General features: G+C 74.5%; 11 protein-coding genes and 1 pseudogene. 7 read left to right on the forward strand and 5 right to left on the reverse strand.

Features of this window, described 5'->3' with window-relative positions; translation table 11 throughout:
- The 4 genes and pseudogenes from ACIQTO_RS35960 to ACIQTO_RS35975 all read right to left on the reverse strand — a co-directional run.
- Positions 1-13156: pseudogene (locus tag ACIQTO_RS35960) on the reverse strand (type I polyketide synthase); the annotation flags it as partial.
- A gap of 262 nt (positions 13157-13418) precedes the next feature.
- Positions 13419-14672: a crotonyl-CoA carboxylase/reductase gene (gene ccrA, locus ACIQTO_RS35965; protein ID WP_402397385.1), complete on the reverse strand. Its 1254-nt coding sequence runs from the start codon at positions 14670-14672 to the stop codon at positions 13419-13421.
- A 147-nt stretch (positions 14673-14819) separates the two neighbouring features.
- On the reverse strand, positions 14820-15557 hold the full coding sequence (locus ACIQTO_RS35970; protein ID WP_402397386.1) for a thioesterase II family protein: 738 nt from the start codon (positions 15555-15557) through the stop codon (positions 14820-14822).
- 609 nt (positions 15558-16166) lie between these two features.
- On the reverse strand, positions 16167-17315 hold the full coding sequence (locus tag ACIQTO_RS35975) for an IS4 family transposase (protein ID WP_402397388.1): 1149 nt from the start codon (positions 17313-17315) through the stop codon (positions 16167-16169).
- Positions 17316-17617: 302 nt separating this feature from the next.
- Between ACIQTO_RS35975 and ACIQTO_RS35980 the strand changes: the two genes are divergently transcribed.
- The 5 genes from ACIQTO_RS35980 to ACIQTO_RS36000 all read left to right on the forward strand — a co-directional run bounded on the left by ACIQTO_RS35980 (position 17618) and on the right by ACIQTO_RS36000 (position 24066).
- The gene (locus ACIQTO_RS35980; protein ID WP_402397447.1) at positions 17618-20557 is read left to right on the forward strand and encodes an AAA family ATPase; all 2940 of its coding nucleotides are present in this window, start codon (positions 17618-17620) and stop codon (positions 20555-20557) included.
- Positions 20558-20793: 236 nt separating this feature from the next.
- Positions 20794-21384, forward strand: a complete 591-nt coding sequence (locus tag ACIQTO_RS35985) for a DUF1707 domain-containing protein (protein ID WP_402397391.1) — start codon at positions 20794-20796, stop codon at positions 21382-21384.
- Positions 21385-21454: 70 nt separating this feature from the next.
- Positions 21455-21769, forward strand: coding sequence for a hypothetical protein (locus tag ACIQTO_RS35990; protein WP_402397393.1), 315 nt, complete (start codon positions 21455-21457; stop codon positions 21767-21769).
- A 111-nt stretch (positions 21770-21880) separates the two neighbouring features.
- Positions 21881-22684 carry a glycerophosphodiester phosphodiesterase gene (locus ACIQTO_RS35995; protein ID WP_402397396.1) on the forward strand — a complete coding sequence of 268 codons (804 nt, stop codon included), beginning with the start codon at positions 21881-21883 and terminating at the stop codon, positions 22682-22684.
- A complete protein-coding gene (locus tag ACIQTO_RS36000) occupies positions 22681-24066 on the forward strand; it encodes an MFS transporter (RefSeq protein WP_402397398.1) in 1386 nt (461 codons plus the stop codon). Before ACIQTO_RS35995 ends, ACIQTO_RS36000 begins: the two co-directional genes overlap by 4 nt.
- A gap of 144 nt (positions 24067-24210) precedes the next feature.
- On the opposite strand, the gene ACIQTO_RS36005 is transcribed toward ACIQTO_RS36000, so the two are convergent.
- Positions 24211-24669, reverse strand: a complete 459-nt coding sequence (locus ACIQTO_RS36005) for an ATP-binding protein (RefSeq protein WP_402397401.1) — start codon at positions 24667-24669, stop codon at positions 24211-24213.
- Between the two features lie 273 nt (positions 24670-24942).
- Here ACIQTO_RS36005 and ACIQTO_RS36010 point away from each other — a divergent pair, with 273 nt between their 5' ends.
- A complete protein-coding gene (locus ACIQTO_RS36010; protein ID WP_402397403.1) occupies positions 24943-25794 on the forward strand; it encodes a helix-turn-helix domain-containing protein in 852 nt (283 codons plus the stop codon).
- Between the two features lie 11 nt (positions 25795-25805).
- Positions 25806-25997 (forward strand): hypothetical protein, encoded by a 192-nt coding sequence (locus tag ACIQTO_RS36015; protein WP_360625274.1) that lies wholly within the window; start codon positions 25806-25808, stop codon positions 25995-25997.
- The last annotated feature ends 5 nt before the right edge of the window (positions 25998-26002 follow it).

The following is a 26002-nucleotide window of genomic DNA, read 5'->3' on the forward strand; positions in this document are numbered from 1 at the left end:
CCGCCCCCCGAACCGCCACCTGCGGCTCATCACCGAACACCACCCCCGGCCACACCGCCGACGCCCCGACCGCCGACAAACCGGCCGACAAGCCGGCCGCAGGATCCAGATCCACCAACACGATCCGATCCGGATGCTCCGTCTGCGCCGAACGCAACAGACCCCACACCGCCGCCTGAACAGGATCCGCCGCCCCACCCCCGACAGCCATCGCCCCACACGTCAGCACCACCAACCGCGACGCGGCCAACCACTCCCGCGCCAACCACTCCTGCACCACACCCAACACCCACACGGTCACCCCGTGCACATCACCCGACACCGGCACCGGCAACACCACCACCGGCGGCACCACCCCACCCGCCAACTCCCCCACCAACGCACCCACATCACCGAACCCACGCACACCAGCGACCCCGACAGCACCCAACGCCGCCCAACCCGCCACATCCACCGACACCGGAACCGACACCGGTGCCGGCACCCAGTCCACCGCGAACAACGCGTCCTGCCATGCGTCCGAGGCCGCCTGAAGTGCCCCGGCCGAGACCTCGCGCATCACCAGCGATTCCACCGTGGCGACCGGCTCGCCCACGCCGTCCGCGAGGAGCAGCGAGAAGCCCTCCGCCGTGCCCTCGACCCGAACGCGGAGCACCGACGCGCCGACCGCGTCCAGCCGCGCCCCGGTCCAGGCGAACGGCAGCCGGGTACCGGTGGCCCGCACCGCCGGAGAGAGCCCCACCGCATGGAGAGCCGCGTCCAGCAGCGCGGGGTGCAGACCGAAGCCGCCCGCCTCGACCGCCACCTCCTCGGGCAACTCCACCTCGGCATACACCACATCGGCGTCCCGCCAGGCCGCCCGCAGACCCCGGAACACCGGCCCGTAGCCATAGCCGCTGTCCGCCAACGCGTCGTAGAAACCGTCCAACGGCACCACCGACGCACCAGCCGGCGGCCAGACCGTGAGGTCCGGCCCGGCGTCGGAAGGCACCGCGTCGGAAGGCCCGGCATCGGCCAGGAGTCCGGCCGCGTGGCTCAGCCAGGGCGCGTCCGGGGCCCCGTCGGGCCGCGAGTACAGCTCGACCGTGCGCTCGCCGCTCTCGCCGTCGGCGCCCACGCTCAGCTGGATCTGCACGCCGCCGTGCTCGGGCAGGACCAGCGGTGTCCGCAGGACCAGTTCCCGGATCGCCGGGCGACCGACCCGGCGGCCGGCGGCCCAGACCATCTCGACCAACGCGGCGCCGGGCACCACCACCCGTCCGAGGATGGCGTGATCGGCCAGCCACGGGTGCGTCGCCACCGACAACCGCCCGGTCAGCAGCAGGGCACCGCCGTCGGCCACCGTGAGGGCGGCGCTGAGCAGCGGGTGTCCGACCGGCTCCAGGCCGGCCGTGCCCGGGTCACCGGCCGTCGGGACGGCCTGCGGCCAGTACCGCTCCCGCTGGAACGCGTAGGTCGGCAGGTCCACCCGGCGGCCGGCCGGCAGCACCGACCGCCAGTCGACCTCGGCGCCGACCGTCCACAGCCGGGCCAGCGCGCGCAGCGCCGTGTCCACGTCGTCCCGGTCACGGCGCGCGACGGGTGCGAACACGCCTTCCGGGACGGACTGTTGGGCCAGCGCGCAGAGCACTCCGTCGGGGCCCAGTTCGACGAACCGGCTCACCCCCTGGCCCTCCAGGTGGGTGACGCCGTCGGCGAAGCGGACCGCCTCGCGGACCTGCCGCACCCAGTACTCCGGCGTCGACAGCAGGCCGGGCCCGGCCACCGCTCCGGTCAGGTTCGACACCACCGGAATGCGCGGCTCGGCGAAGCTCAACCCCTCCAGCACCGTGCCGAATTCGGCCAGCATCGGCTCCATCAGCACCGAGTGAAAGGCATGCGACACCGTCAGCCGACGCGTCCGACGCCCTTCGGCCGCCCACCGCCCGGCCAGCTCCTCAATGACCTCCGCCTCCCCCGACACCACCACCGACGCCGGACCGTTGACCGCCGCGACATCCAGCCGGTCACCGATCGCCGCGATGACCTCGGCCTCGGACGCCTCCAGCGCCAGCATCGCCCCACCGTCGGGCAGCGCCTGCATCAGCCGGCCGCGCGCCGCCACCAACACACACGCGTCCGCCAGCGAGAACACCCCCGCGCAGTGCGCCGCCGCCACCTCACCGATCGAATGACCCAACAGGAAGTCCGGCCTCACACCCCAGGATTCGAGCAACCGGAACGACGCCACCTCCAGCGCGAACAACCCCGCCTGCGCCCACACGGTTTGGTCCAGGTCGGCGCCCTCGAACACCACGTCCCTGACCGGCCGGTCCAGCAGCAGGTCCAACTCCGCGCAGACCGCGTCGAAGGCGTCCGCGAACACCGGGAACGCCTCGTAGAGCCCGCGTCCCATCCCGGCCCGCTGCGCGCCCTGGCCGGTGAACAGGAACGCCGTCTGGCCCTCGCCCGCCACGGCGGCGACCACGGCGCCGGACGGCGTGCCCGTGGCCAGGGTGGCCACCCCCTCGGCGAGGCCGGCCGCGTCCGCGGCGAGCACGACGGCGCGGTGCGGGAGCGCGGCCCTGCTGAGCAGCGCGTGCCCGAGGTCGGCGGCGTCCCGCCGCGGCCGCTCCGCCGCGGAGGCCGTGAAGCCCGCAAGGGCCGCGGAGCCCACGAAGCCCGCGAGCCGGTCGGCCTGGGCGCGCAGGCCGGGCTCGGTCCTGGCCGACAGCAGCCAGGGGATCACCGGCGGCACCGGTGCGACGGGCTCGGCCGGGGCGGGGCTCGGGAGCGCCTCGATGATGACGTGCGCGTTGGTGCCGCTGATCCCGAACGAGGACACGCCCGCCCGGCGCGGCCGGTCGGCCGCCGACCAGGGGCGGGCCTCGGTCAGCAGCTCCACCGCGCCGGCCGACCAGTCCACGTGGGGGGTCGGCTCGTCCACGTGCAGGGTGGCCGGGAGGACGTCGTGGCGCATGGCCATGACCATCTTGATGATGCCGGCGACGCCCGCGGCGGCCTGGGTGTGGCCGATGTTGGACTTGATCGACCCGAGCCACAGCGGCCGGTCCGCGGGCCGGTCCTGACCGTACGTCGCCAGCAGGGCCTGCGCCTCGATCGGGTCACCCAGCCGGGTCCCCGTGCCGTGCGCCTCCACCACGTCGATGTCGGCGGTGGTCAGCCCGGCGGTCGCCAGCGCCTGGCGGATCACCCGCTCCTGCGCCGGGCCGTTCGGCGCGGTCAGCCCGTTGGAGGCGCCGTCCTGGTTGACCGCGCTGCCGCGCACCCCGGCCAGGACCCGGTGCCCGAGCCGGCGCGCGTCCGACAGCCGCTCGACCAGCAGGACGCCGACGCCCTCGCCCCAGCCGGTGCCGTCCGCCGCCGACGCGAAGGCCTTGCACCGGCCGTCCGAGGCCAGCCCGCCCTGCCGGTCGAACTCGCCGAAGGTCGCCGGCGAGACCATCACCGTGACACCGCCCGCGAGCGCCATCGCGCACTCGCCGCGCCGCACCGCCTGGGTCGCCAGGTGCAGGGCCACCAGCGAGGACGAGCACGCCGTGTCCACCGTCACCGCCGGCCCCTCCAGGCCGAACGAGTAGGCGACCCGGCCGGAGATCACGCTGTTGGCGGTGCCGGACAGCAGGTGGCCCTCGGCGCCCTCGAAGCCCTGGGCGCCGCCCCCGCCGTAGCCGGAGGACGAGGCGCCGACGAACACGCCGATCTGCGCGCCGCGCACCGAGCGCGGGTCCACCTCGGCGTGCTCGAAGGCCTCCCAGGCCGCCTCCAACAGCAGCCGCTGCTGCGGGTCCATCGCCAGCGCCTCACGCGGCGAGATCCCGAACAGCCCCGCGTCGAACCGCGTCGCCTCGTGCACGAAACCGCCCTGCCGGGCGTACCCGCCCTCGGCGGCCGCGAACTCCCAACCGCGGTCGGCCGGGAAGGCCGTCACCCCGTCCTCGCCGGCGGCGACCAGCTCCCACAACTCGTCCGGCGACGCGATGCCGCCGGGGTAGCGGCAGCTCATCCCGACGATCACGATCGGGTCGTCGGTGTCGGTGCCGACCGGCGCGGCGGCCGGCGCCGCCATGGCCGTGACCGGCGCCAGGTCGTCGAGCAGCTCACCGGCCAGGTGCTCGGCCAGGTCGCCGGGGGTCGGATGGTCGAAGATCAGGGTGGCCGGCAGGGCCAGGCCGGTCTCGGTGCCGAGCGCGTTGCGCAGCTCCACCGCGGTCAGCGAGGTGAAGCCCAGGTCCCGGAAGGCCCGGTCCGGTTCGACGACCTCGGCGGTGCTGTGCCCGAGCACCGCGGCGACCCGGTCGCGGACCAGGTCCAGCAGCATCCGGGCCCGTTGCGGGGCCGGGGCCGCCGCGAGCCGCCGGACCAGGGCGGAGCCCGTCTCGACGGCCGGCTCCTCCCCCGCCAGGGCCCGCGCCGCCTCGGGCAGGTCGGCCAGCAGCGCGCTGGGGCGGCCGGAGGTGAACGCCGGGGCGAACCGCGCCCAGTCGACGTCGGCGACCACCACGCAGGAGTCCTCGCGGTCCACCGCCCGGGCCAGCGCGGTGACGGCCAACCCCGGGTCCAGCGCGGGCAGTCCGCGCCGGCGCAGGAAGTCCTCGGCCTCGCCGCGCACCGCCATGCCGGCCTCGGCCCACGGCCCCCAGGCCACCGAGAGGCCCGCCCGGCCGCGCGAGCGCCGTTGCTGCACCAGGGCGTCCAGGTACGCGTTCGCCGCGGCGTAGAGCCCCTGTCCGCCGCTGCCCCAGATCCCGGCGATGGACGAGAAGGTGACGAACAGGTCGAGGTCCCCGGTGAGTTCGTCCAGGTGCGCCGCGCCGGTCACCTTGCCACCGGTGGCGGACCGCACGTCCGCCGGGCCGGTCCAGTCGAGCGGAGCCGTCTCGGCGACCCCGGCCGCGTGCACCACCCCGGTCAGCGGGAGTTCGGCCGGGATCGCCGCCAGCACCCGGACGAGCGCGTCCCGGTCCGCGGCGTCGCAGGCCTCGACCGTCACCCGGGCGCCCAGGGCGGTCAGTTCGGCCACCAGCTCGGCCACCCCGGGCGTGGCCGTGCCGCGCCGGCCGGTCAGCACCAGGTGCGGCGCGCCGCGCCCGGCCAGCCAGCGCGCGACGGCCGCGCCCAGCGCGCCCGTGCCACCGGTGACCAGCACCGTGCCCGAGGGCGTCCACGGCTCGACGGCGGTCTCCTCGGCGGCCGCCCGGACCAGCCGGCGGGAGTAGACCGCGCTGTCGCGGACGGCGACCTGGTCCAGGCCCGGCCCGCCGGACAGCACGGCGGCCAGCCGGGCAGCGACCCGGGCGTCCACGGTGGCGGGGACGTCGATCAACCCGCCCCAGCGATCGGGGTGCTCCAGCGCGGCGACCCGGCCCGCTCCCCAGACCTGGGCCTGGAGCGGGTCGCGCAGCGGGTCGGAGCCGGCGACGGACACCGCTCCGCTGGTGACCGTCCAGAGCGGGGCGTCGATCGCGGCGTCACCCAGCGCCTGCAACAGGACCACCGACGCGGTCAGCCCGTCCGGGCCGAGCGCGGTCAGCGACAGCACCCCCGCGAGGTCGGCGGGCAGGTCCGCGAGCCGCCCGGCCAGCCCGGCCCGGCCTTCGGCCACCGGGTCGCAGACCAGCTCGACCAGGTCGGCCCCGCCGGCCCGCACCGCCGCGACCAGGCCTGCCGCCGGCCCTGCGGCGTCGGCCGGTGTGACGAGCAGCCAGGTCCCGGCGAGCGTGGCCGCGCCGAGCCCGTCCGTGGTCGGCTTCCAGGTGACCCGGTAGCGCCACCCGTCGATGACCGCGTCCGCGCGGCGGCGCTTGCGCCAGGACGACAGGACCGGCAGCAGCGGCTCCAGCTCCCGCGGTGCCTCCACCGCGAGGGTGCTCGCCAGCTCGCCCAGGTCCTCGCGTTCGACCGCGTCCCAGAACCGGGCCTCCACGGCGTCGCCGGCGCCCGCCGGGGCGGGCCCGGGGCTCGCCTCGGGCCAGTACCGCTCGCGCTGGAAGGCGTACGTCGGCAGCTCGACCCGCCGGCCGCCGCCCAGGACGGCCCGCCAGTCCAGGGGGACGCCGGCCGTCCACAGTCCGGCGACGGCGGCCGTCCCGCCGTCCGCCCGGTCCCGGCGCTGCATCGGCACGAAGACCCCGTCGGTGACGGTCAGTTGGGCCATCCCGCAGAGCACGGCGTCCGGCCCCAGCTCGACGAACCTGCGCACCCCCCGGTCGCGCAGGCACGCCACGCCGTCGGCGAACCGGACGGTCTCCCGAACGTGCCGGACCCAGTAGTCCGGCGTGCCCAGGGTCCCGGCGCCGGCGAGGGCGCCGGTGAGGTTGGAGACGATCGCGATCCGCGGCTCCTCGAACGCGATCGTCTCCAGCACCGCGCGGAACTCGGCCAGCATCGGCTCCATCAGCGCGGAGTGGAAGGCGTGCGACACCGTCAGCCGGGAGGTCCGGTGCCCCTCGGCGCGCCAGCGCGCCGCCAGCTCGTCGATCACGGCTTCGTCGCCAGAGACGACCAGGTCGGCGGGCCCGTTGATCGCGGCGATGTCGGCCCGGCCGTCCAGCGCCTCCCGGACGACCTCCTCGGTGGCCTGCACCGCGAGCATCGCGCCGCCGGCGGGGAGCGCCTGCATCAGCCGGGCGCGGGCCGCCACCAGCCGGCACGCGTCCGGCAGCGAGAAGACGCCGGCGCAGTGGGCCGCCGCGACCTCGCCGATCGAGTGGCCGAGCAGCAGGTTCGGCGTGACGCCCCAGGATTCGAGCAGCCGGAACAGCGCGACCTCGACCGCGAAGAGGCCGGTCTGGGCGTAGACGGTCCGGTCCAGGTCGACGCCGTCGGCCAGCACCTCCCGGATCGGCCGGTCCAGGGCCGGGTCCAGCTCGGCGCAGACCGCGTCGAAGGCGTCCGCGTACACCGGGAAGCGCGCGTACAGCTCCCGGCCCATGCCGGCGCGCTGCGCGCCCTGGCCGGTGAACAGGAACGCCGTCCCCCCGGGGACCACCGCGGCGGCCGTCGAGCCGTCGAACGCGGCCAGCCGGTCCAGGAGTTCGGCGCGGTCCCCGGCGACGAACACCGTGCGACGGTCCAGGGCGGCGCGGGTGGTGGCGAGCGAGTAGCCGATGTCGGCCAGGTCGGCGTCCGACTCCGCGACGAACGCCCGCAGCCGCTCCGCCTGGGCCCGCAGGCCGTCCGGGGTCTGCGCGGAGAGCGGCCACAGCGCGAGCGCGGGCGCGGGGGCGTCCTCCTCGACGGCCGCCGGCGGCTCCTCGATGATGACGTGGGCGTTGGTGCCGCTGATGCCGAAGGAGGACACGCCCGCCCGGCGCGGCCGGTCGAGCGCGGGCCACGGCCGGGCCTCGGTGAGCAGTTCCACCGCGCCGCGCGACCAGTCCACCTGGGTGCTGGGCTCGTCCACGTGCAGGGTGGCCGGCATCGTGCCGTGGCGCAGCGCCTGCACCATCTTGATCACACCGGCCGCGCCGGCGGCGGCCTGGGTGTGCCCGATGTTGGACTTGACCGACCCCAGCCGGAGCGGCGGCCCCCCGGCGCGGTCCTGGCCGTAGGTGGCCAGCAGGGCCTGCGCCTCGATCGGGTCGCCGAGCACCGTGCCGGTGCCGTGGCCCTCGACGAGGTCGACGTCGGACGTGGCCAGCCCGGCGTCGGCCAGCGCCCGCCGGATCACCCGCTGCTGCGCGGGGCCGTTCGGAGCGGTGAGGCCGTTGGAGGCGCCGTCCTGGTTGACCGCGCTGCCCCGGATCACCGCGAGGACGCGGTGGCCGGCGCGCCGGGCCGCCGAGAGCCGCTCGACCAGGAGCAGGCCGACGCCCTCGCCCCAGCCGGTGCCGTCCGCCGCGCCCGCGTACGATCGGCAGCGCCCGGTGGAGGAGAGCCCGCCCTGCCGGTCGAACTCGCCGAAGGCGGCCGGTGACACCATCACGGTGACGCCGCCGGCGAGTGCCAGCTCGCACTCGCCGCGCCGCACCGCCTGCGCCGCCAGGTGCAGGGCCACCAGCGAGGACGAGCACGCCGTGTCCACCGTGACGGCCGGCCCTTCGAGGCCGAAGGTGTACGCGACCCGGCCGGAGATCACGCTGTTGGCCGTGCCGGACAGCAGATGCCCCTCGGCACCCGCCAGTCCGAAGCCGCCGGCGCCGTAGCCGGAGGAGGACGCTCCCGCGAACACCCCGATCTGCGCGCCCTGGACCGACCGCGGGTTCACCCCGGCGGACTCGAAGGCCTCCCAGGCCGCCTCCAGCAGCAGCCGCTGCTGCGGGTCCATCGCCAGCGCCTCACGCGGCGAGATCCCGAACAGCCCCGCGTCGAACCGCGTCGCCTCGTGCACGAAACCGCCCTGCCGGGCGTACCCGCCCTCGGCGGCCGCGAACTCCCAACCGCGGTCGGCCGGGAAGGCCGTCACCCCGTCCTCGCCGGCGGCGACCAGCTCCCACAACTCGTCCGGCGACGCGATGCCCCCGGGGTAGCGGCAGCTCATCCCGACGATCACGACCGGGTCGTCGTCGGCCGCGACCTCGGCGCGGGTGTGCGCCGGGAGCGCGGCCGGCTCCTCGAAGATCTCGCCGAGCAGATGGGTGGCCAGCGCCGTCGGCGTCGGGTGGTCGAAGACCAGCGTGGCCGGCAGCCGGAGGCCGGTCTCCGCGTTGAGGAGGTTGCGCAGCTCCACCGCGGTCAGCGAGTCGAAGCCCAGGTCCCGGAAGACCTGGTCGGGGTCGACCGCCTCGGCCGTCCGGTGGCCCAGCACGGCGGCCGCGCGTTCCCGGACCAGCTCCAGCAGCACCGGGTGGCGGTGCCCGGCGGGCCCGGCGGCGAGCCGCTGCCGCAGCGCGGCGCCCAGTTCGAAGTCGGTCGTGTCCCCGGCGAGCGACCGCGCCACCTCGGGGAGGTCGGCCAGCAACGGGCTGGGGCGGCCCAGGGTGAAGGCCGGGGCGAACAGGGCCCAGTCGACGTCGGCGACGGTCACGCAGCCTTCGCCGTGGTCCACCGCCCTGGCCAGGGCGAGCACGGCCGGCGCCGGGTCCAGCGCGTTCAGCCCGCGACGGCGCAGGAAGTCCGCGGCCTCGCCCCGGACGGCCATGCCGGCCTCGGCCCAGGGGCCCCAGGCGATCGAGGTGCCGGCCAGCCCCCGGCCGCGGCGGTTCTCGACCAGCGCGTCCAGGTGGGCGTTGCCCGCCGCGTAGGCGGCCTGACCGCCGCTGCCCCAGGTCGCCGCGATCGAGGAGAAGGTGACGAACAGGTCCAGGCCGTCGGTGAGTTCGTCCAGGTGCGCCGCGCCGGCCGCCTTGCCGCCGACGACGTCGGCCAGCTCCGCGAGGCCCAGGTCCTCGATCGGGCCGTGCGCCGCCACACCGGCGGCGTGCACCACGCCGGTCAGCGGGAGTTCGGCCGGGATCCGCGCGAGCACCGCGGCCAGCGCGTCCCGGTCCGCGACGTCACAGGCCTCGACGGTGACCCGGGCGCCCGTGCCGGTCAGCTCGGCGACCAGTTCCTCGGCTCCCGGCGCGGCGGCGCCCCGCCGGCCGAGCAGCACCAGGTGCGGCACCCCGCGCCCGGCCAGCCAACGGGCGACGGCCGCGCCCAGCGCGCCGGTGCCTCCCGTCACCAGGACGGTGCCGGACGGCGCCCACGGCTCCCCGGCCGGCTTCGTCGGCTCCGCCCGGGACAGCCGGCGTCCGTAGACGGCGGAGCCGCGGACGGCGACCTGGTCCTCGCCCGTACCGCCGGACAGCACCGCGGCCAGCCGGGCGCCGACCCGGCCGTCCAGGGTGGCGGGCAGGTCGATCAGACCGCCCCAGCGGTCCGGGAGTTCCAGCGCGGCGACCCGCCCCAGCCCCCACACCTGCGCCGACCGCGGGTCGGAGGGCGGGTCGAACCGGCCGACCGAGACGGCGCCGGAGGTGAGCAGCCACAGCGGCGCGTCGATGCCCGACCGGCCCAGGCCCTGGAGGACCGTCAGGGCGTCACCGGCCGGGTCGGGGCCGGCGGCGAGCGCGAGGACGCCGGCCACCCCGGCCGCGTCGGTGGTCGGCCACTGCCCGGGCTCGCACCGGAGCACGGTGGCACCGGCGGCCCGGACGGCCTCCGCCACGGCGGCCGTCCGCTCGTCGTCGCGGGCGCCGGTCAGCAGCCAGGTGCCGCTGAGCGCGGTGGCCTCACCCGCCACGCCCAGCGGCTTCCAGGTCACCCGGTAGCGCCACGCGTCGACGACCGACTCCTGCCGCTGGGAGCGGCGCCAGGCGGACAGCGCGGGGACCACGTCGTCGAGGACGCCGGGGGCCTCCTCCAGCCTCAGGGTCACGGCCAGCTCCGCGAGGTCCTCGCGCTCCACCGCCGCCCAGAACCGGACGTCCTGCTCCGAGCCGGGGTGCGCGGCGGCGGGGTGCGACGGGCCGGCCGGGGCGGCCATCCGCTGCGGCCAGTAGCGCTCCCGCTGGAACGCGTACGTCGGCAGCTCCACCCGCCGGCCCCCGGGCAGGACGGCCCGCCAGTCGACATCGACGCCCGCCGTCCAGACCCGGGCCAACGCGGCCAGGGCGGTCTCGGCGTCGTCCCGGCCGCGGCGCAGCACCGGCGCGAACACGCCGTCGGCGCCGGCCTGTTGGGCCAGGCCGCAGAGCACGCCGTCCGGGCCGAGCTCGACGAACCTGGTCACGCCCTGGGCGGCCAGGCAGCTCACACCGTCGGCGAACCGGACGGCCTCGCGCACGTGCCGCACCCAGTAGTCCGGGGAGGTGATCCGGTCGGGTTCGGCGACGGCACCGGTGAGGTTCGACACGATCGCGATGCGCGGCCGCGCGAACGCGACCGTCTCCAGCACCGCGCGGAACTCCGCCAGCATCGGCTCCATCAGGGCCGAGTGGAAGGCGTGCGACACCGTCAGGCGGCTGGTCTTCCGGCCTTCGGCGGACCACCGCGCGGCCAGGTCGCCGATCACGTCGTCGGCGCCCGACACCACGACCGCGTCCGGGCCGTTGACCGCCGCGAGGTCCGCGCGCCCGGCGACCGCCGCGACCGCCTCGGCCTCGGTCGCCCGCACGGCGAGCATCGCGCCGCCCGCCGGCAGCGCCTGCATCAGCCGGCCGCGCGCGGCCACCACCGCGCACGCGTCCGCGAGGGAGAAGACGTCCGCGCAGTGCGCTGCCGCGAGTTCGCCGACCGAGTGGCCCAGCAGGAAGTCGGGGGCCACCCCCCACGACTCCAGCAGCCTGAAGGTGGCGACCTCGACGGCGAACAGTCCGGCCTGTGCCCACACCGTCCGGTCGAGGTCACGGCCCTCGAACACCACGTCCTTGACCGACGCGCCGAGGCGCGGGTCCAGTTCGGCGCACACCGCGTCGAAGGCCTCCGCGAACACGGGGAACGCCTCGTACAGGCCGCGGCCCATCGCCGCGCGCTGCGCGCCCTGGCCGGTGAACAGGAACGCGCACCGGCCCTCGCCGGCCACGCCCGACACCGCGCCGGCGGACTCGCCCGCGGCGAGCGCGTCCAGGCCCGGGAGCAGCGCGCCGAGCACCACCGCGCGGTGGTCCAGGGCCGCCCGGGTGGTGGCGAGCGACCAGGCGACGTCGGCCGGGTCCGGGCCGTCCTCCCGCGCGAGGTGCGCCCGCAGGGCGCGGGCCTGGGCCCGCAGCCCGGCCGCGCCCTTCCCGGAGACCGGCCACAGCGCCGGCCGGGGGACGGCGGCGGGCGACGGCCCGGCCACTGCGGTGGGCGCCGCCGGCGCGGCGTCGGCGGCCGGCGGTACGGGTCCGGGTTCGGCGGCCGGCGGTACGGGTCCGGCGTCGGCGGCCGGCGGTACCGGTGCGTCCGTGGGCGCCGCTTCCAGGATCACGTGCGCGTTGGTGCCGCTGATCCCGAACGACGAGACGCCCGCCCGGCGGGGGCGGTCGCCCTCCGGCCACGGCCGGGCCTCGGTGAGCAGCTCGACGCCGCCCCCGGTCCAGTCCACGTGCGGGGTGGGCGCGTCCACGTGCAGCGTCGCCGGGAGGGTCCCGTGCCGCATCGCCTGCACCATCTTGATCACCCCGGCCACCCCGGCGGCGGCCTGGGTGTGGCCGATGTTCGACTTGATCGAGCCGAGCCACAGCGGCTCGCCGGCCCGCTCCCGGCCGTAGGTGGCCAGCAGGGCCTGTGCCTCGATCGGGTCGCCCAGCCGGGTGCCGGTGCCGTGCGCCTCCACCGCGTCCACGTCGGCCGGCGACAGCCCGGCGCCGGCCAGCGCCTGCCGGATCACCCGCTGCTGCGCCGGACCGTTCGGTGCGGTCAGGCCGTTGGACGCGCCGTCCTGGTTGACCGCGCTGCCGCGCACCACCGCGAGCACCGGGTGCCCGAGCCGCTGCGCGTCCGAGAGCCGTTCCACCATCAGCAGGCCGACGCCCTCGCCCCAGCCGGTGCCGTCGGCCGCCGCGGCGAACGCCTTGCACCGCCCGTCCGAGGCCAGGCCGTCGAGGCGGCTGAACTCCGCGAAGACGCTCGGCGAGGACATCACCGTGACGCCGCCGGCCAGGGCCAGTTCGCAGTCGCCCGCGCGCAGGGCGTGGACGGCGAGGTGCAGGGCGACGAGCGAGGAGGAGCAGGCCGTGTCCACGGTGACCGCCGGGCCCTCCAGGCCCAGCGCGTAGGAGATCCGCCCGGACACCACGCTGGCCGCGTTGCCGATGGCCAGGTGCGTGGCGGCGCCCTCGGGGAGCGAGTGCGCGCCTTCGGCGTACCCCGAGGCCGAGGCGCCGACGAACACCCCGACCCGGCTGCCGCTGAGCGAGCGCGGGTCGATCCCGGCCCGCTCGACGACCTCCCACGCGGATTCCAGGAGCAGGCGCTGCTGCGGGTCCATCGCCAGGGCCTCGCGCGGGGAGATGCCGAACAGCCCGGCGTCGAAGTCGGCGACCGCGTCGACGAATCCGCCCTCGTTCGCGTAGCCGGACTCCTCCGGCCAGCCGCGGTCCTCGGGGAACCCGGTGATGCCGTCGCCGCCGCGGGTCACGAGCTGCCACAGGTCGGCGGGCGAGTTCACCCGGCCCGGGTAGCGGCAGGCCATCGCGACGATCGCGATGGGCTCCCGCTCGCGCATCTCGGCCACCTGGAGTTGACGACGTGTGCGCCGGAGATCGGCCGTCACCCGCTTCAGGTATTCGAGATACTTCTGCTCTTCCCCCACGCTGATCAACCCCTACTCCCGGCCTGCGGTGGACCGCAGCCGGTACCGATTACCCGTGAGACCGCAGCATTTCGCATCCTAGGGAGACAATCCGCGTGCGATACCCCTAGCCGACCCCAGAAATACGGACACCGGACGGCGCCGGCCGTTCCGGAACAAAGGCGGACCGGACCGGGCGCGCGCATTCGCGGCGCCCGGCTCCGGAATTCCCCGCGGAATCCGCCGTTGCCGGAACGGCGCGACCGCGCGCCGGTGTTCAGCCCCGCCGGAGCGAGGTCTGTCCCGGCTCCTCGGCGTTCACCAGGGCGGCCAGGTTGCCCACGCCCTGCTGGTTCGCGTACAGCATCTGGTGGCCCTCGCCGATCTGGTCGAAGGAGCCGCACCAGGTGATGCAGGGGTCGAGGCGGCCGTCCGCCATCAGCCCGATGACCGCGCGGTTCTCCCGGGTGTTCGAGCCGTGCGAACCCTGCAGCCGCTTGCTGCGCATCCACAGGTAGCGCAGGTCCAGGTCGCCGTTGTACCCGCTGGTGCCGCCGCACAGGACGACCATGCCGCCGTTGTCGCACACGAACAGCGAGGTGGGCAGGGTGTCCTCGCCGGGGTGCTCGACGACGATCCGCGGGTTGCGGCGCTCGCCGAGGATCTCCCAGATCTTGGCGCCGAACCGGCGCGCCTCGGCCGTCCACGCCTTGCCGGCCGCCTCGTCGTCGAGGTCCGGCAGCCGCCCCCAGTGCCGGAACTCCCGGCGGTCGATCACGCCCGCGGCGCCGAGGTCCAGGCAGAACTGGAAGCGGTCGGGGTTGGAGACCACGGCGATGGGGATGCCGCCGAGCAGCTTCACGATCTGGATCGCCGCCGAGCCGACCCCGCCGGAGCCGCCCCAGACCAGGACCGGATCGCCCGGCTTCACGTCGTGCGGTGCCCAGGTGGTCAACTGCCGGTACGCCGTGGCGCCGGTGATCAGGAAGCCGCCGGCCGCCTCCCACGACAGGTTGGCCGGCTTGGGGTGGCACTGGTGCTCCCGGACGACGGTGTACTGGGCGAACGAGCCGTAGTTCGTCTCGTAGCCCCACGCCCGGAGGGACTTGGCGGCCAGCGGGTCGACGCCCATCCGGACGTCCTCCGCCGTCTCGTCCCAGGTCGCCCCGGACATGATGACCTCGTCGCCGACCTTGAACTGCTTGACGCCCTCACCGACGGCCCAGACCACGCCGGAGCCGTCGCTGCCGCCGATGTGGAAGTCCTCCGGCGCGCCGAGCAGCCGCTGTCTCATCCCGATGACGTCGATCGGTTCGCCGAGCGACGCCCAGACGTTGTTGTAATTGATTCCCGCGGCCATGACGTACACCAGCACTTCGCCGTAACCGGGCTTCGGCACGGCGACGACCTCGGTCTGCATCGCCTTGGCGGGTTCTCCGAAACGGTCCTGCCGGATGACGGTCGCGTACATCTTCTCGGGGACGAGGCCGAGCGGCGGAACCTGGCCGAGTTCGTACAGTGGCTTGGACACGAACGACTCCTAGGGGCAGTGTCGGAGATTGTCGAGGACCGGCTCGCGGAGCAGCTCCGGGACCGGATCGGAAACCGGCTGCCCTTCACCACGGTCGACGCGCGCGGAAATCGTGGACGGGCCGCGCGGAAATCACGGACGGGCCGGTCAGCCGAGCCGGCCGCGGATTCCGTCGACGACGGTGCCCGCGTGCGCGTTGAGGTAGAAGTGACCGCCGCGGAACACCTCCAGCTCGAACGGGCCGGAGGTGTGGTCGCGCCACATCCGGGCCTCGTCGAGGGTGACCTTCGGGTCGTCGTCGCCGACCAGGGCGACGATCGGCGCGGTGAGCTTCGGGCCGGGGTCGGGGCGGTAGGTCTCGGCGGCCCGGTAGTCGCTCCGGATCACCGGGAGGATCATCCGGACCATCTCGTCGTCGTCGAACAGGTTGGAGTCGGTGCCGCCGAGCCGCTTGACCTCGGCGAGCAGCCCCTGGTCGTCGCGCTGGTGGATCCGCTCGTCGCGGTGGGCACCGGGAGCGCGCCGGCCGGAGGCGAACAGGCTGTGCGGCACGATGCCGAGGGCTTCCAGGCGCAGCGCCAGCTCGAACGCCACCGAGGCCCCCATGCTGTGGCCGAACAGCGACAGCGGGCGGTCGGCCCAGGGCTTGACGACGTCGACCAGGAGGTCGGCCAGCTCCTCCACCGACTCGACGCACGGCTCGTGACGGCGGTCCTGGCGCCCCGGGTACTGCACCGCGAGGACGTCGACCTGGGGCGACAGCGCGCGCGACACCGGGAAGAAGTAGCTCGCGGACCCGCCGGCGTACGGCAGGCAGAGCAGTTGGTGCCGGGCCTCGGGTGCGGGGTGGTAGCGGCGTACCCACAGGTCGTCGATTGCTGCCATGGTGACTGGTCATCCCTCCGGCGGTCGGCATGGTGGGACCACGACGCCGGTGAGCTGCCGCCCGCGGGCCGCGCGGGGCCGCGCGGCGGACCGTCTCACCGTGATCTGCGGGCGGCCGCGCACGAGGATCCGTGGCCGGCCTCCGGTCGCCCACTGTCCTGTCGGGACCTCATCGGCACCTACCGTGACGGGCTCCGCCCGGCCGGACAACCCCTAGCCCGGCGGTGCCGGCCCTCCCCCGGAGCCCGGTCGGCGGCCCCGCTAGGGGAGGCCCCGGCGCCGTCGCGGGCGGCTGGTCTGCGGCGAACATCCGGGCCGTCGGTCGGCGCCGGGCCGGGCCTGGCGTCCGGACCGCCGGACCTGCCCCGCCGCGGGGCAGGTTAGGGGGCGGGGCACGGCGAACTTTAGGGGTGTCGCCCGACGGCCTCCGCAGGCAGAACGTGCGCGGAACGACGGCCTCCGGTCCGGTCCGGCGCGGTCGGCACGGCATTGACCGGTCCCCCTCGGACGGGCGCACCCGATACAAAAGGAATGCGCTGTTCCGCTTCCGCTCCGCCCGCCCTCCGGAAAGAACCGGAACGAACGATTCAGCTCCTCCGTACCAGTGACTTAAGGCACCGGCCCGGCCGCCATCAGGCCGCGGATGGCGTGGTGGACCAGCAGATGGCCCCAGACCTCCTGCTCGACCCCGTCGGGCGACCGGGAGCGCAGCACCCGGACGGCGCCGAACTGATTCTCCGTCAGTTCGTCCAGCGCGGCCCCGGCCGCCCGCCGTTCGCGGCACAGGGTGACCAGATCGGCGGCGGGGGCGGCCCCGGGGTCCAGGATCGTGGTGACCAGCCGGCCGGCGGCCGCCGGCTCCCCGGGCAGGGGGCAGTCGACGACCCGCACCACCTCGCACTCCGCACCGTCACCGACACCGTCACCAGCACCGACACCGTCACCAGCACCGCCGCCGGCACCGTCACCCGCCGCGGCGCCGAGCTCCGCCAGGTACGAGCCGTCGGAGAGCCGCTGACGCACCGGCAGCGGCACGTCCGGGCCGGCCCGCCACAGCAGGTCCGCGCCGCCGGCCGAAGCCGTCCGCCACAGCCCCGGACCGTCGAACCCGCGGTCCGCCAGCACCAGGTCCCCCCGGCCGAGCCGGCCGAACAGGCCGCCGGCCAGGACCGACTCGCGGGACGAGGAGGGCCCCAGCACCGCCGCGGTGACGGCATTGGTGCCGCACTCGGCCAGCACCACCACCCGCACCTGCGGATACCCGCCCGGACCGGGCACCGGCGGCCCGAAGCACGCGGCGTTCTCCGGGCTGTTCGGCACGTCGAAGACCGCGCTCTCGACCGCCACCAGGCGCCGCCCGCGGTACCAGGCACCGCCGGCCCCCTCGGCCGGCAGCGACCGGGTGGCCTCGGCGAACAGCGCCTCCAGCGGCTCCGCCCCCAGCTTCGCCCGCGCCCGCGAGATCGCGGCCGCGGTGGGCACCTGCCCCGGCCCGCAGCACCGCCTCCCCCGGACCAGCCCCTGCGCCAGCCTCCGGGCCACCTCCTCGTAGCCCTGCCCCGGGAACAGACACATCGCCAGCACGAGGTAGACCACCACGCGCGGGGGCAGCAACCGGTTCCGCAGCCCGTCCCGGCCGCACCGGGTCACCACCCGGTCCACCAGCTCCGGCGGGAAGGCGCGGACCAGCAGCCCGATCGCGATCCGGTCCGGCAGCCACCCACCCGCCTCCGGCTTGACCTGCCCAGGTCGCGGCATCCGGCACCTCCCGAAACCACGCTACACGGGCGCCTAAGTCACTGATCTTGATCCGGTCGAAAGCTCTGGCCTTCCTTGCCGAAGTTCACCTAGGGTCAAGTGGATGCAAATCCGGACGTGCGGACCCGGGACTCCCCTCATGCTGTATGCGTGATGCACCCAGATGATCACTCAACGTCATGGAGGCTTGAGCGACGCGGGCGATCTCGCCTTTCCGTTGCGGTGGATGCAGGCTCTTATACAACATATCGGGGGAGGCATTCTTGCTGATTCGGGCCGAACAGCATGAAGCTTTGGAGTATTTGCTGGATCTATTCGACGGGCTGTCCAGCGGGAGCGGCCGGACAGTGCTCGTCAGTGGCACCCTGGGAAGCGGTAAAACCCAACTACTGCATGAATTCTCGGTGTTGGCCGCGAAGGAGGGGGCTCTGGTCCTCCACGCGACCGGCTCCCGGGCCGAGCGTGATCTCCCCATGGGAGTCGTCGAGCAACTCATCCACTGTGCCGAATTACCGCACGATCTCGCCAGGCAGCTGTCCACCCTGGTCGCCGAGGCATTCGCCGACCACCAGAGCCCCGACGACCGGTTCGAACGACCCCTGGCCGTGCAGAACGAGACCATCCGGACGGTCTGCAATGTCCTCCTGGGCGCCTTCGAAGGGCGTCCCGTGCTCATCGGTATTGACGATGTTCACTTCGCTGACACATCTTCACTGCAGGCGCTCCTCTATCTCCAGCGCCGCATGCGCCCCCAGCGCATGCTGATGGTCCTCAACGAGTGGGACCGCCCGCAGCCCACCCTGCCGCTGTTCCGGGCCGAGGTGACCCGCGCGCCGCACAGCCGCATCCAGCTGAAGCTGATGTCGGAGCGCACCATCCGCGCGATCCTGGAACGGACGGCGGACCACGCCATCTCCCCCCGCCTCGCCCCGGCCGTGCACCGGCTGAGCGGGGGCAACCCGATCCTGGTCAACGCCCTGATCGAGGACAACCACCTCGAATGCGCCGACGGCGGGGGCCGGCCGGCCGACCTGCCGGTGGTCGGCCGGTCCTTCGAAATGGCCGTCCTGGCCTGCCTGTACCGCTGGGAGCCGCAGATCCTCTCCGTCGCCAGCGGCATGGCCGTCCTGCGCGAGCACGCCTCCCCCGCCCTGCTCGGCCGGCTGCTCGACCTCGACCAGCGACGGGTCGCGCAGGCAGTGGAGATCCTCACCAACGCGGGCCTGGCGACCGGGAACGAGTTCCGGCACCCGAACGTCGCGACCGCCGTCCTCGCCTCGCTCTCCCACGAGGAGCAGGCGACGCTCTACACCAGGGCGACCAGGCTCCGGCGCGACCTGGGCCTCGCCACCACCGACCTCGCCGCCCAGCTCGTCGCCGCCGGTGAGGCCGACGGCGACTGGACCGTGCCGATCCTCACCGACGCCGCCGAGCAGGAGATGGCCGAGGGGAAGACCTCCACCGCGCACCTCTACCTCAACCTGGCGCTGGCCGCGGCGACCGACGACGACCAGCACCTGGCCACCCTGCGCACCTACGTCCACTCCACCTGGCCGACCAATCCCGCCGCCATCGCGCCCCACACGACGGCGCTGCGCAAGGCCCTGGCCGAGGGCAAGCTCACCGGCAAGGACGTGGTCGCCCTCTTCCGGACCTTGCTGTGGCGGGGAGACCTGGCCGGGGTCTCGGCCGTACTGGCGGAGGCGAAGAGGTCCGACGTCGTCCTCGGGCACCAGGACGGCGTCGAACTCCTCCATCTCTTCCTCTGGTTCTTCGGGCCCTCGTTCACCCGCTCCTGGAACCTCGACGAGCTCTGTCGCGGCGCCGCCGAGGGCGCTCAGCCGCCCTCGGCCACCGAGGCGATCGAGGTGTTCTCCCGGGCCTGGGCCCGCGGGGGCGACGAGGAGAGCGCCTCGATCGCCGAGCGCCTGCTCTCCTCGTGCCGGGTGGACGCACTCCCGTTGGAGGCGGTCACCACGGCGATCCTCACCCTCGCCGACGGCGACCGGTCCGGCCGGGCGCTGCTCTGGTGCGACGAGCTGATCGGACACGCCACCCGCCGCGGCGCGACCACCTGGCTGGCCCAGCTCAAGGCGGTGCGGGCCGACGTCTGCCTGCGCGACGGAGATCCCGGGGCCGCCGCCGAACTGGCGTCGGACGCCCTGGCGCTGGCGGGCGAGGAGAACTGGGGGGTGTCGATCGGCTATCCGCTGTCCGTCCTCATCCAGGCCCACCTCGCGTCGGGGCGGACGGACGACGCCGTCAAGGAAGCCGGGCGCGAGGTGCCGAGCGCCATGTTCGAGACCGTGATCGGCATCCACTACCTGCACGCCCGCAGCCGGCTCGCACTGGCGACCGGCCGGACCGCGGAGGCGCTCGAAGACCTGCGGACCTGCGCGCGAAGACTTCGCGTCTGGCGACTGGACATCCCCGCCCTGATCCCCCTGACCACCAGCCTGGTCGAAGTGACCTTCCGGGCCGGTGACACCGAGGCCGGCCGGGACCTGGCGGCCGGCCGGCTGGAGGATCCCTCGCTCGACGGACGCACCAGAGCCGCCCTGCTCCGGATCCTGGCCGACCACGACGCCGGCCACGACGGGGCCCCGGAGAGACCGGCCCCGCTCCAGGGGGCCGCCGACTGCCTGCTCATCTCCGGCGACCGACCGGAACCCGGCCGGACGAAGGCCGAACTGTTGCCCCCGGCCCGCACCGGGGCCGCTCCGGCCGCTCCGGCCGCGCCAGTCGCTCCGGGCGCTCCGGGCGCTCCGGGCGCTCCGGGCGACGTGTTCGCGTTCGGCGACGGCCTGCGGGGCGACGGCGGTCCGGCGCTCGCGCTGGAACCGTCCCCGACGACCGAGACCGGCAGCGCGGCACCCACGGTGGTCACCGGCCTCAGCCGCGCCGAGCTCCGGGTGGCGAAGCTGGCCGTGCAGGGGGACAGCAACCGGGAGATCAGTGACAAGCTCTGGATCACCGTCAGCACGGTGGAGCAACACCTGACGCGCATCTACCGCAAGCTGAACCTGAGCGGCCGGGCCGGTCTGGTGAACCTGCTCCGCTCCGACCAGCTCCCGGCGGAAGCCCTCGTGTTCCGGGACGCGGCCACCGGGTCCGCCCAGGCCCGGCACGAAGCCGGCTTCCACGCGGTGGAGATGACGTATCGCACCGCCTCCTCGGTCGAGGTGCTGAACGCCGTCGGCGACGGATACGACCACGGGGCGGACGGCATCGCCGTGGGCTGAACCGCCCGGGCCGCCCGGGGCGGCGCCCGACCGCGCGGCACCGGGCGTCCTCACGGCTCTCACCGCGAGGACGCCCGGTGCCGCGCGGTCGGGCGCCGCCCCGGCAACACGCCCCCACGCCGGGCCGGCCGGGGTCCGCGGGCTCCGGAGGCGGCGCCCCGAACGACCCCAACCGGGGCCCGGGAGTTGGCCTGTTGGCCTGCCGGTCGGGCTCCTGGGTGACCTAGAGTAGCCGTATGGTCAACGAGGAACTGCCAGCCGTACGCACGACGCCCGAGGCCGCGGTGGAACCCCGGGCCGGGGACGCCGACCGGGAGGCGGTGGCCGAGCAACTGCGGGTCGCCGCCGGTGAGGGCCGCATCGACCTCGGGGAGTTGGAGGAGCGGCTCGACCGGGCCTTCGCCGCCCGGACCTACCCCGAACTCGACGTCCTGGTGGCGGATCTGGGTGGCCGGACGGCCGGGGACGATCCCGAGGACGAGGACGTCCTGGTACTCAGGACCAGGCGGAACAACATCGTGCAGCGCGGCCGGTGGACCGTGCCCCGGCGGATCATCGCCGAGTGCCGGCTGCCGCTCATCACCATCGACTTCACCAACGCCGTGTGCGTCCACCGGGAGGTCACCGTCGAGGCGGTGACCGGCCTGGGCCACATCCGGCTGATCGTCCCGCGCGGCTGGGGCGTGCGGATCGACAAGTCGAGCACCAACACCGGCCACATCATCAACAAGGCCAGCGAGGTGGCGGAGTCCGGCGCCCCGACGCTGACCGTGATCGGCCATCCCCGGTCGGGGCCGATCAAGATCAAGCAGCGCCGCCGGGGCTGACGGGCCGGGACCCGCCCGGCCGGTGCCCCGCACCGCACCTCCCCGCGTGCGGTGCGCAGCGGTGGCGGGCGTGCTCCGCGCAGGCCGGGCGGAGCACGCCGAGCGGCAGCGGGTCGCCGAACTCCAGGCCGGCCTCGGCCGGCTCCCCGCCGACGGCGAGCCGTTCCCGGCCGCACCGGACGCACCGACGGCTCCGGCTCCGGCTCCGGCGGACGGTCGCCGACCGTACCCCCTCCGGGACGCGCACCTGACGGACGTCGGCGGCGAGCAGGACCGCACCGACGATCCGGCACTCGGCCGGACCCTCGGGCGGCGACGGCCGCCACGGTCCCGGGCCGCCCAAGCAGCCGACACCCGCCGGCCGACACCTGACGTTACTGCTTGACAGCGTGCGTAATACTGTAACGCGCACGCCCCGGGCGTCGTCGGAGCGGGCCGCGCCGCCCCGGCCTCGCGGGCCCGGCCGGTCCTTCTCCCAGCAGCTCGGAGCACGCCCATGCACCCCTTCCTCGACCAGCCGGGGCCGCTCGCCTTCGCGCACCGGGGCGGTGACCTCGGCCACCCCGAGAACTCGCTCGCCGCCTTCGAGGCCGCCGTCGCCCTCGGGTACCGCTACCTCGAAACGGATGTGCACGCCACCCGCGACGGCGTGCTGGTGGCCTTCCACGACTCCCGCCTCGACCGCGTCACCGACCGCGCCGGGGTGGTGGCCGACCTGCCCTGGGGCACCGTCAGGCAGGCCCGGATCGGCGGCACCGAGCCGGTGCCGCTGCTGGAGGACCTGCTCGGCGCGTTCCCCGGGGCCCGCTTCAACATCGACGTCAAGGCGGCGCCGGCCGTCGGTCCGCTGGTCACCGCGATCCGCCGGACGAACGCCTGGGACCGGGTCTGCGTCGGTGGCTTCTCCGACAGCCGCCTCGCCGCCGTCCGCGCCGCCGCCGGCCCCCGGCTGGCCACCTCGCTCGGCCCGCGCGAGGTGGCCCGGCTGCGGCTGCGCTCGCTGGCCGGGCCGCTGTCGCGCGGACGCGGGGCGCCGTTCGCCGGGGTGTGCGCGCAGGTGCCGGAGCAGTACCGCGGCGTCCGGGTCGTCGACCGGGCCTTCGTCCGCGCCGCCCACCGCCTCGGCCTGCAGGTGCACGTCTGGACCGTGGACGATCCCAGCCGGATCCGGGCCCTCCTCGACCTCGGTGTGGATGGCATCATGGCCGATCGCATCGACGTCCTGCGGGACGTCCTCGGCGAGCGCGGCTGCTGGACCGACGGCAGCACCGGCTCCAGCACCGTGACAGGAGCCCGATGAACACCACCACCACGGCCCACCGCCCGGACCACCCGGAGACCGCCGCCGACGACCGGGCCCTGCGCCGGATGCAGTTCGGCTGGTACCTCAACGACTGGGCCAACGCCGCCTTCTCGGCCACCGTCCTGACGGTGTTCCTCGGCCCGTACCTGACCTCGGTGGCCAAGAACGCCGCCGACCCGGCCGGCGACGTGCACCCGCTCGGCCTGTCGGTCCGCGCCGGATCGTTCTTCCCGTACACCGTCTCCTTCTCCGTGCTGCTCTCGGTCGCGGTGATGCTGCTGACCGGCACGGTCGCGGACCGCACCGGTCGGCACAAGGAACTGATGTGCGGCTTCGCCTACGTCGGCGCCGCCGCCACGATGGGGATGTTCTTCCTCGACGGCGACCGCTACCTGCTGGGCGGTGCGCTGCTGGTGGTCGCCAACATCGCGTACGCGGTGTCGGTGGCGCTCTCCTACGCCTACCTGCCGGGCCTGGCCGCGCCCGACGAGCGCGACGCCGTCTCCTCCAAGGGCTGGGCGTACGGGTACGCGGGCGGCGGCCTGCTGCTGATAGCCAACCTGGCGCTCTTCGAGGGCCATGACGCGCTCGGTCTCTCCTCCGGCACCGCCGTGCGGATCTGCCTGGCCTCGGCCGGCCTGTGGTGGGCGCTGTTCACCGTGGTCCCGATGCTGCGGCTGCCCTCCCGGGCCGGGGCGGCCCCCCGGCGCGCCGCGGCCGGGCCGGACCGGCCCACCGCCGGCAGCCTGCGCGAACTCGCCCGCACCCTGCGCGGCATGCGCGACTACCCGCTCACGCTGCTCTACCTGGGCGCCTTCCTCTGCTACAACGACGGCATCCAGACCGTCGTCTCCCAGGCCTCGCTCTACGGCAGCGAGGAACTCGGCATGGACCAGACCTCGCTGGTCGTCGCCGTGCTCCTGGTCCAGATCGTCGCGATCGGCGGCGCGCTGCTCCTCGGCCGGATCGCCCGCCGGTACGGCGCCAAGCGGACCGTCCTCGGCTCACTGGTCGGCTGGGTGGTCACCCTCGCCCTCGGGTACCTCATGCCCGCCCACCGGCCCGCCTGGTTCTTCGCCCTGGCCTGCATGATCGGCCTGGTGCTCGGCGGCAGCCAGGCGCTCTCCCGCTCGCTGTTCTCGCACCTGATCCCGGCCGGGCGGGAGGCCGAGTACTTCAGCCTCTACAAGGTCAGCGACCGGGGCACCAGTTGGATGGGCCCACTGGTCTTCGGCCTCGCCTACCAGCTCACCGGCAGCTACCGCTCGGCGATCATCTCGCTGCTGGTGTTCTTCGTGATCGGCTTCGCCCTGCTGGCGACGGTCCCCGTCCGCCGCGCCATCGAGGCCGTCGGCAACCCCGTCCCCGAACGCCTGTAGCGCCCACCCATGGGCCCTGGAACTGTCATGAACCAGGAAGCCCCGGGCCCCCGGGAATCACGCGACCCCTTCGCCCGACAGCAAGCACCACGAGCGGCTGCACCGTCCCCTCCGGCGGTGCAGCCGCTCACTATTGACGCCACGTCAGACCGCGCGCAGTCTCACCCCCGCAACCACGGACTTGCCACAGGTCCGCCGGGGCACGACGGCCCAGATGTCGCAGAGCGCGTCGACCAGCAGCAGGCCCCGCCCGCCGCACTCCTGCGGATGCGGTTCGACGAGGACGGGCCGGCCGGCCCCCGGGTCGGAGACGGCCAGCCAGCAGTGGCCGTCGGCGATCCAGAGGACGAGCTCGATCAGCTCGTCCTCGTCGGCGCGGGCGCCGTGGCGGATCGCATTGGTGACCAGCTCCGAGGTCACCAGGCGCAGCACGTCGGCGAGCTGGGGCTCATGGGGCTCCGGGATCGCGCCGACCACGGCCCGGCGGGCCCGCCGGACGGAGGCGAGCTCGGCGGGAAAGCGCCAGTGCGACGGCACCTCGGGGACGCCGGGCAGCGTCGGCGCGAGCACGACGGGGGTGGACGGAAGCGGGATTCCAGGCATGGCTGACTCCTCGCGGATGTGCAGTGGTTGAGCGAGCGCTGGTGCGGCTCCGACGCCGGTGGCACGCCTCCCTGGGCGCGGGCACACCTGTCCCAGGGAAGGCGGGCATGCTCGCGCGGTGCACTTCCGGACATTGCCGACTGTGATCCTTGCAACACTGAGAGTATCGCACGGCGGGGTAAATTTGCCGAGCTTCCTGGCAATCTGCCCCCGGGTAGTGGGTTGCTCCCTGCGGGCGGCAGACTGCATCCCACGTCGCACGGAAGGAACGGCATGACTCCCAGGATGTCTCTCACTGAACGTCAGAAGCGGTTGGGGATCGAGCTGCGGAAGATCCGAACCTCGGCAGGCATGAGTGCCGAGTACGCGGCGGGGCTGCTCGGCGTCGATCGTGGCAAGATCTCCAACATGGAGTCGGGTCTGCGGCCGATCACCACCGAGCGCTTGCGCACCCTGGCCCACAACTGCCACTGCACAGACCAGAAGTACATCGATGCCCTGGTCGACATGGCGCAGCCCGGGGACAAGGGCTGGTGGGAGCGGTATCGCGGCAGTCTTCCCCAGGGGCTGCTGGACATCGCCGAGCTCGAAGCACGCGCGAAGCGACTCCGCACCACCGACACCGTCCACGTTCCAGGACTGTTGCAGACCTCGGACCACGCTCTCGCCGTATTCCGGGCAGTGTTCCCACCGCTGCCCGAGCATGAGGTCGCCCTGCGACTCGCTCATCGGACGGAACGCCGGCAGGTGCTCACCGGTGACGATCCGCCCGACTATGTCGCCGTTGTGCACGAAGCAGCTCTGCGAATGCAGTTCGGCGGCCGCAAGGGCATGCACGCCCAACTGGACTACCTGCTCGACGCATCCGAACGGGACAACGTCACGCTCCGCGTCGTTCCTTTCGAGCACGGGGCCTTTCCGGGCGCCGGGCACACCGTCCTCTACGCGGAGGGGACAGTGCCACAGCTCGACACGGTTCAGGTGGACAGGGCACATGGCCCCGAATTCCTGGATGCCGAAGGCCAGCTGACGAAATACCGTGCCCAGCTTGATCGGTTGGAAGATCTGGCGCTGACCCCGCAACGATCCCGTGACTTCATCCGCGAGATCGCCAACCAACTGTAAGGAGAAGTTCGATGCCCACCATCACCTGGGAAGACCCCTTCTGCGGCGAGGGCAACTCATGCTTCCGCCTCGGCACCGACGCCGACGGCAACGCCTACATCGCCGTCAAGGGCCAGGAGGACCGGGCCATCACCGACTCCAGGGCTGCCCTGCGCACCCTCATCCTGGACATCAAGGCGGGCAAGGCCGACCACCTGCTCTAGCCCCT

Origin of the sequence: Kitasatospora sp. NPDC091207 (assembly GCF_044768625.1) — a bacterium.
GTDB lineage: Bacteria > Actinomycetota > Actinomycetes > Streptomycetales > Streptomycetaceae > Kitasatospora.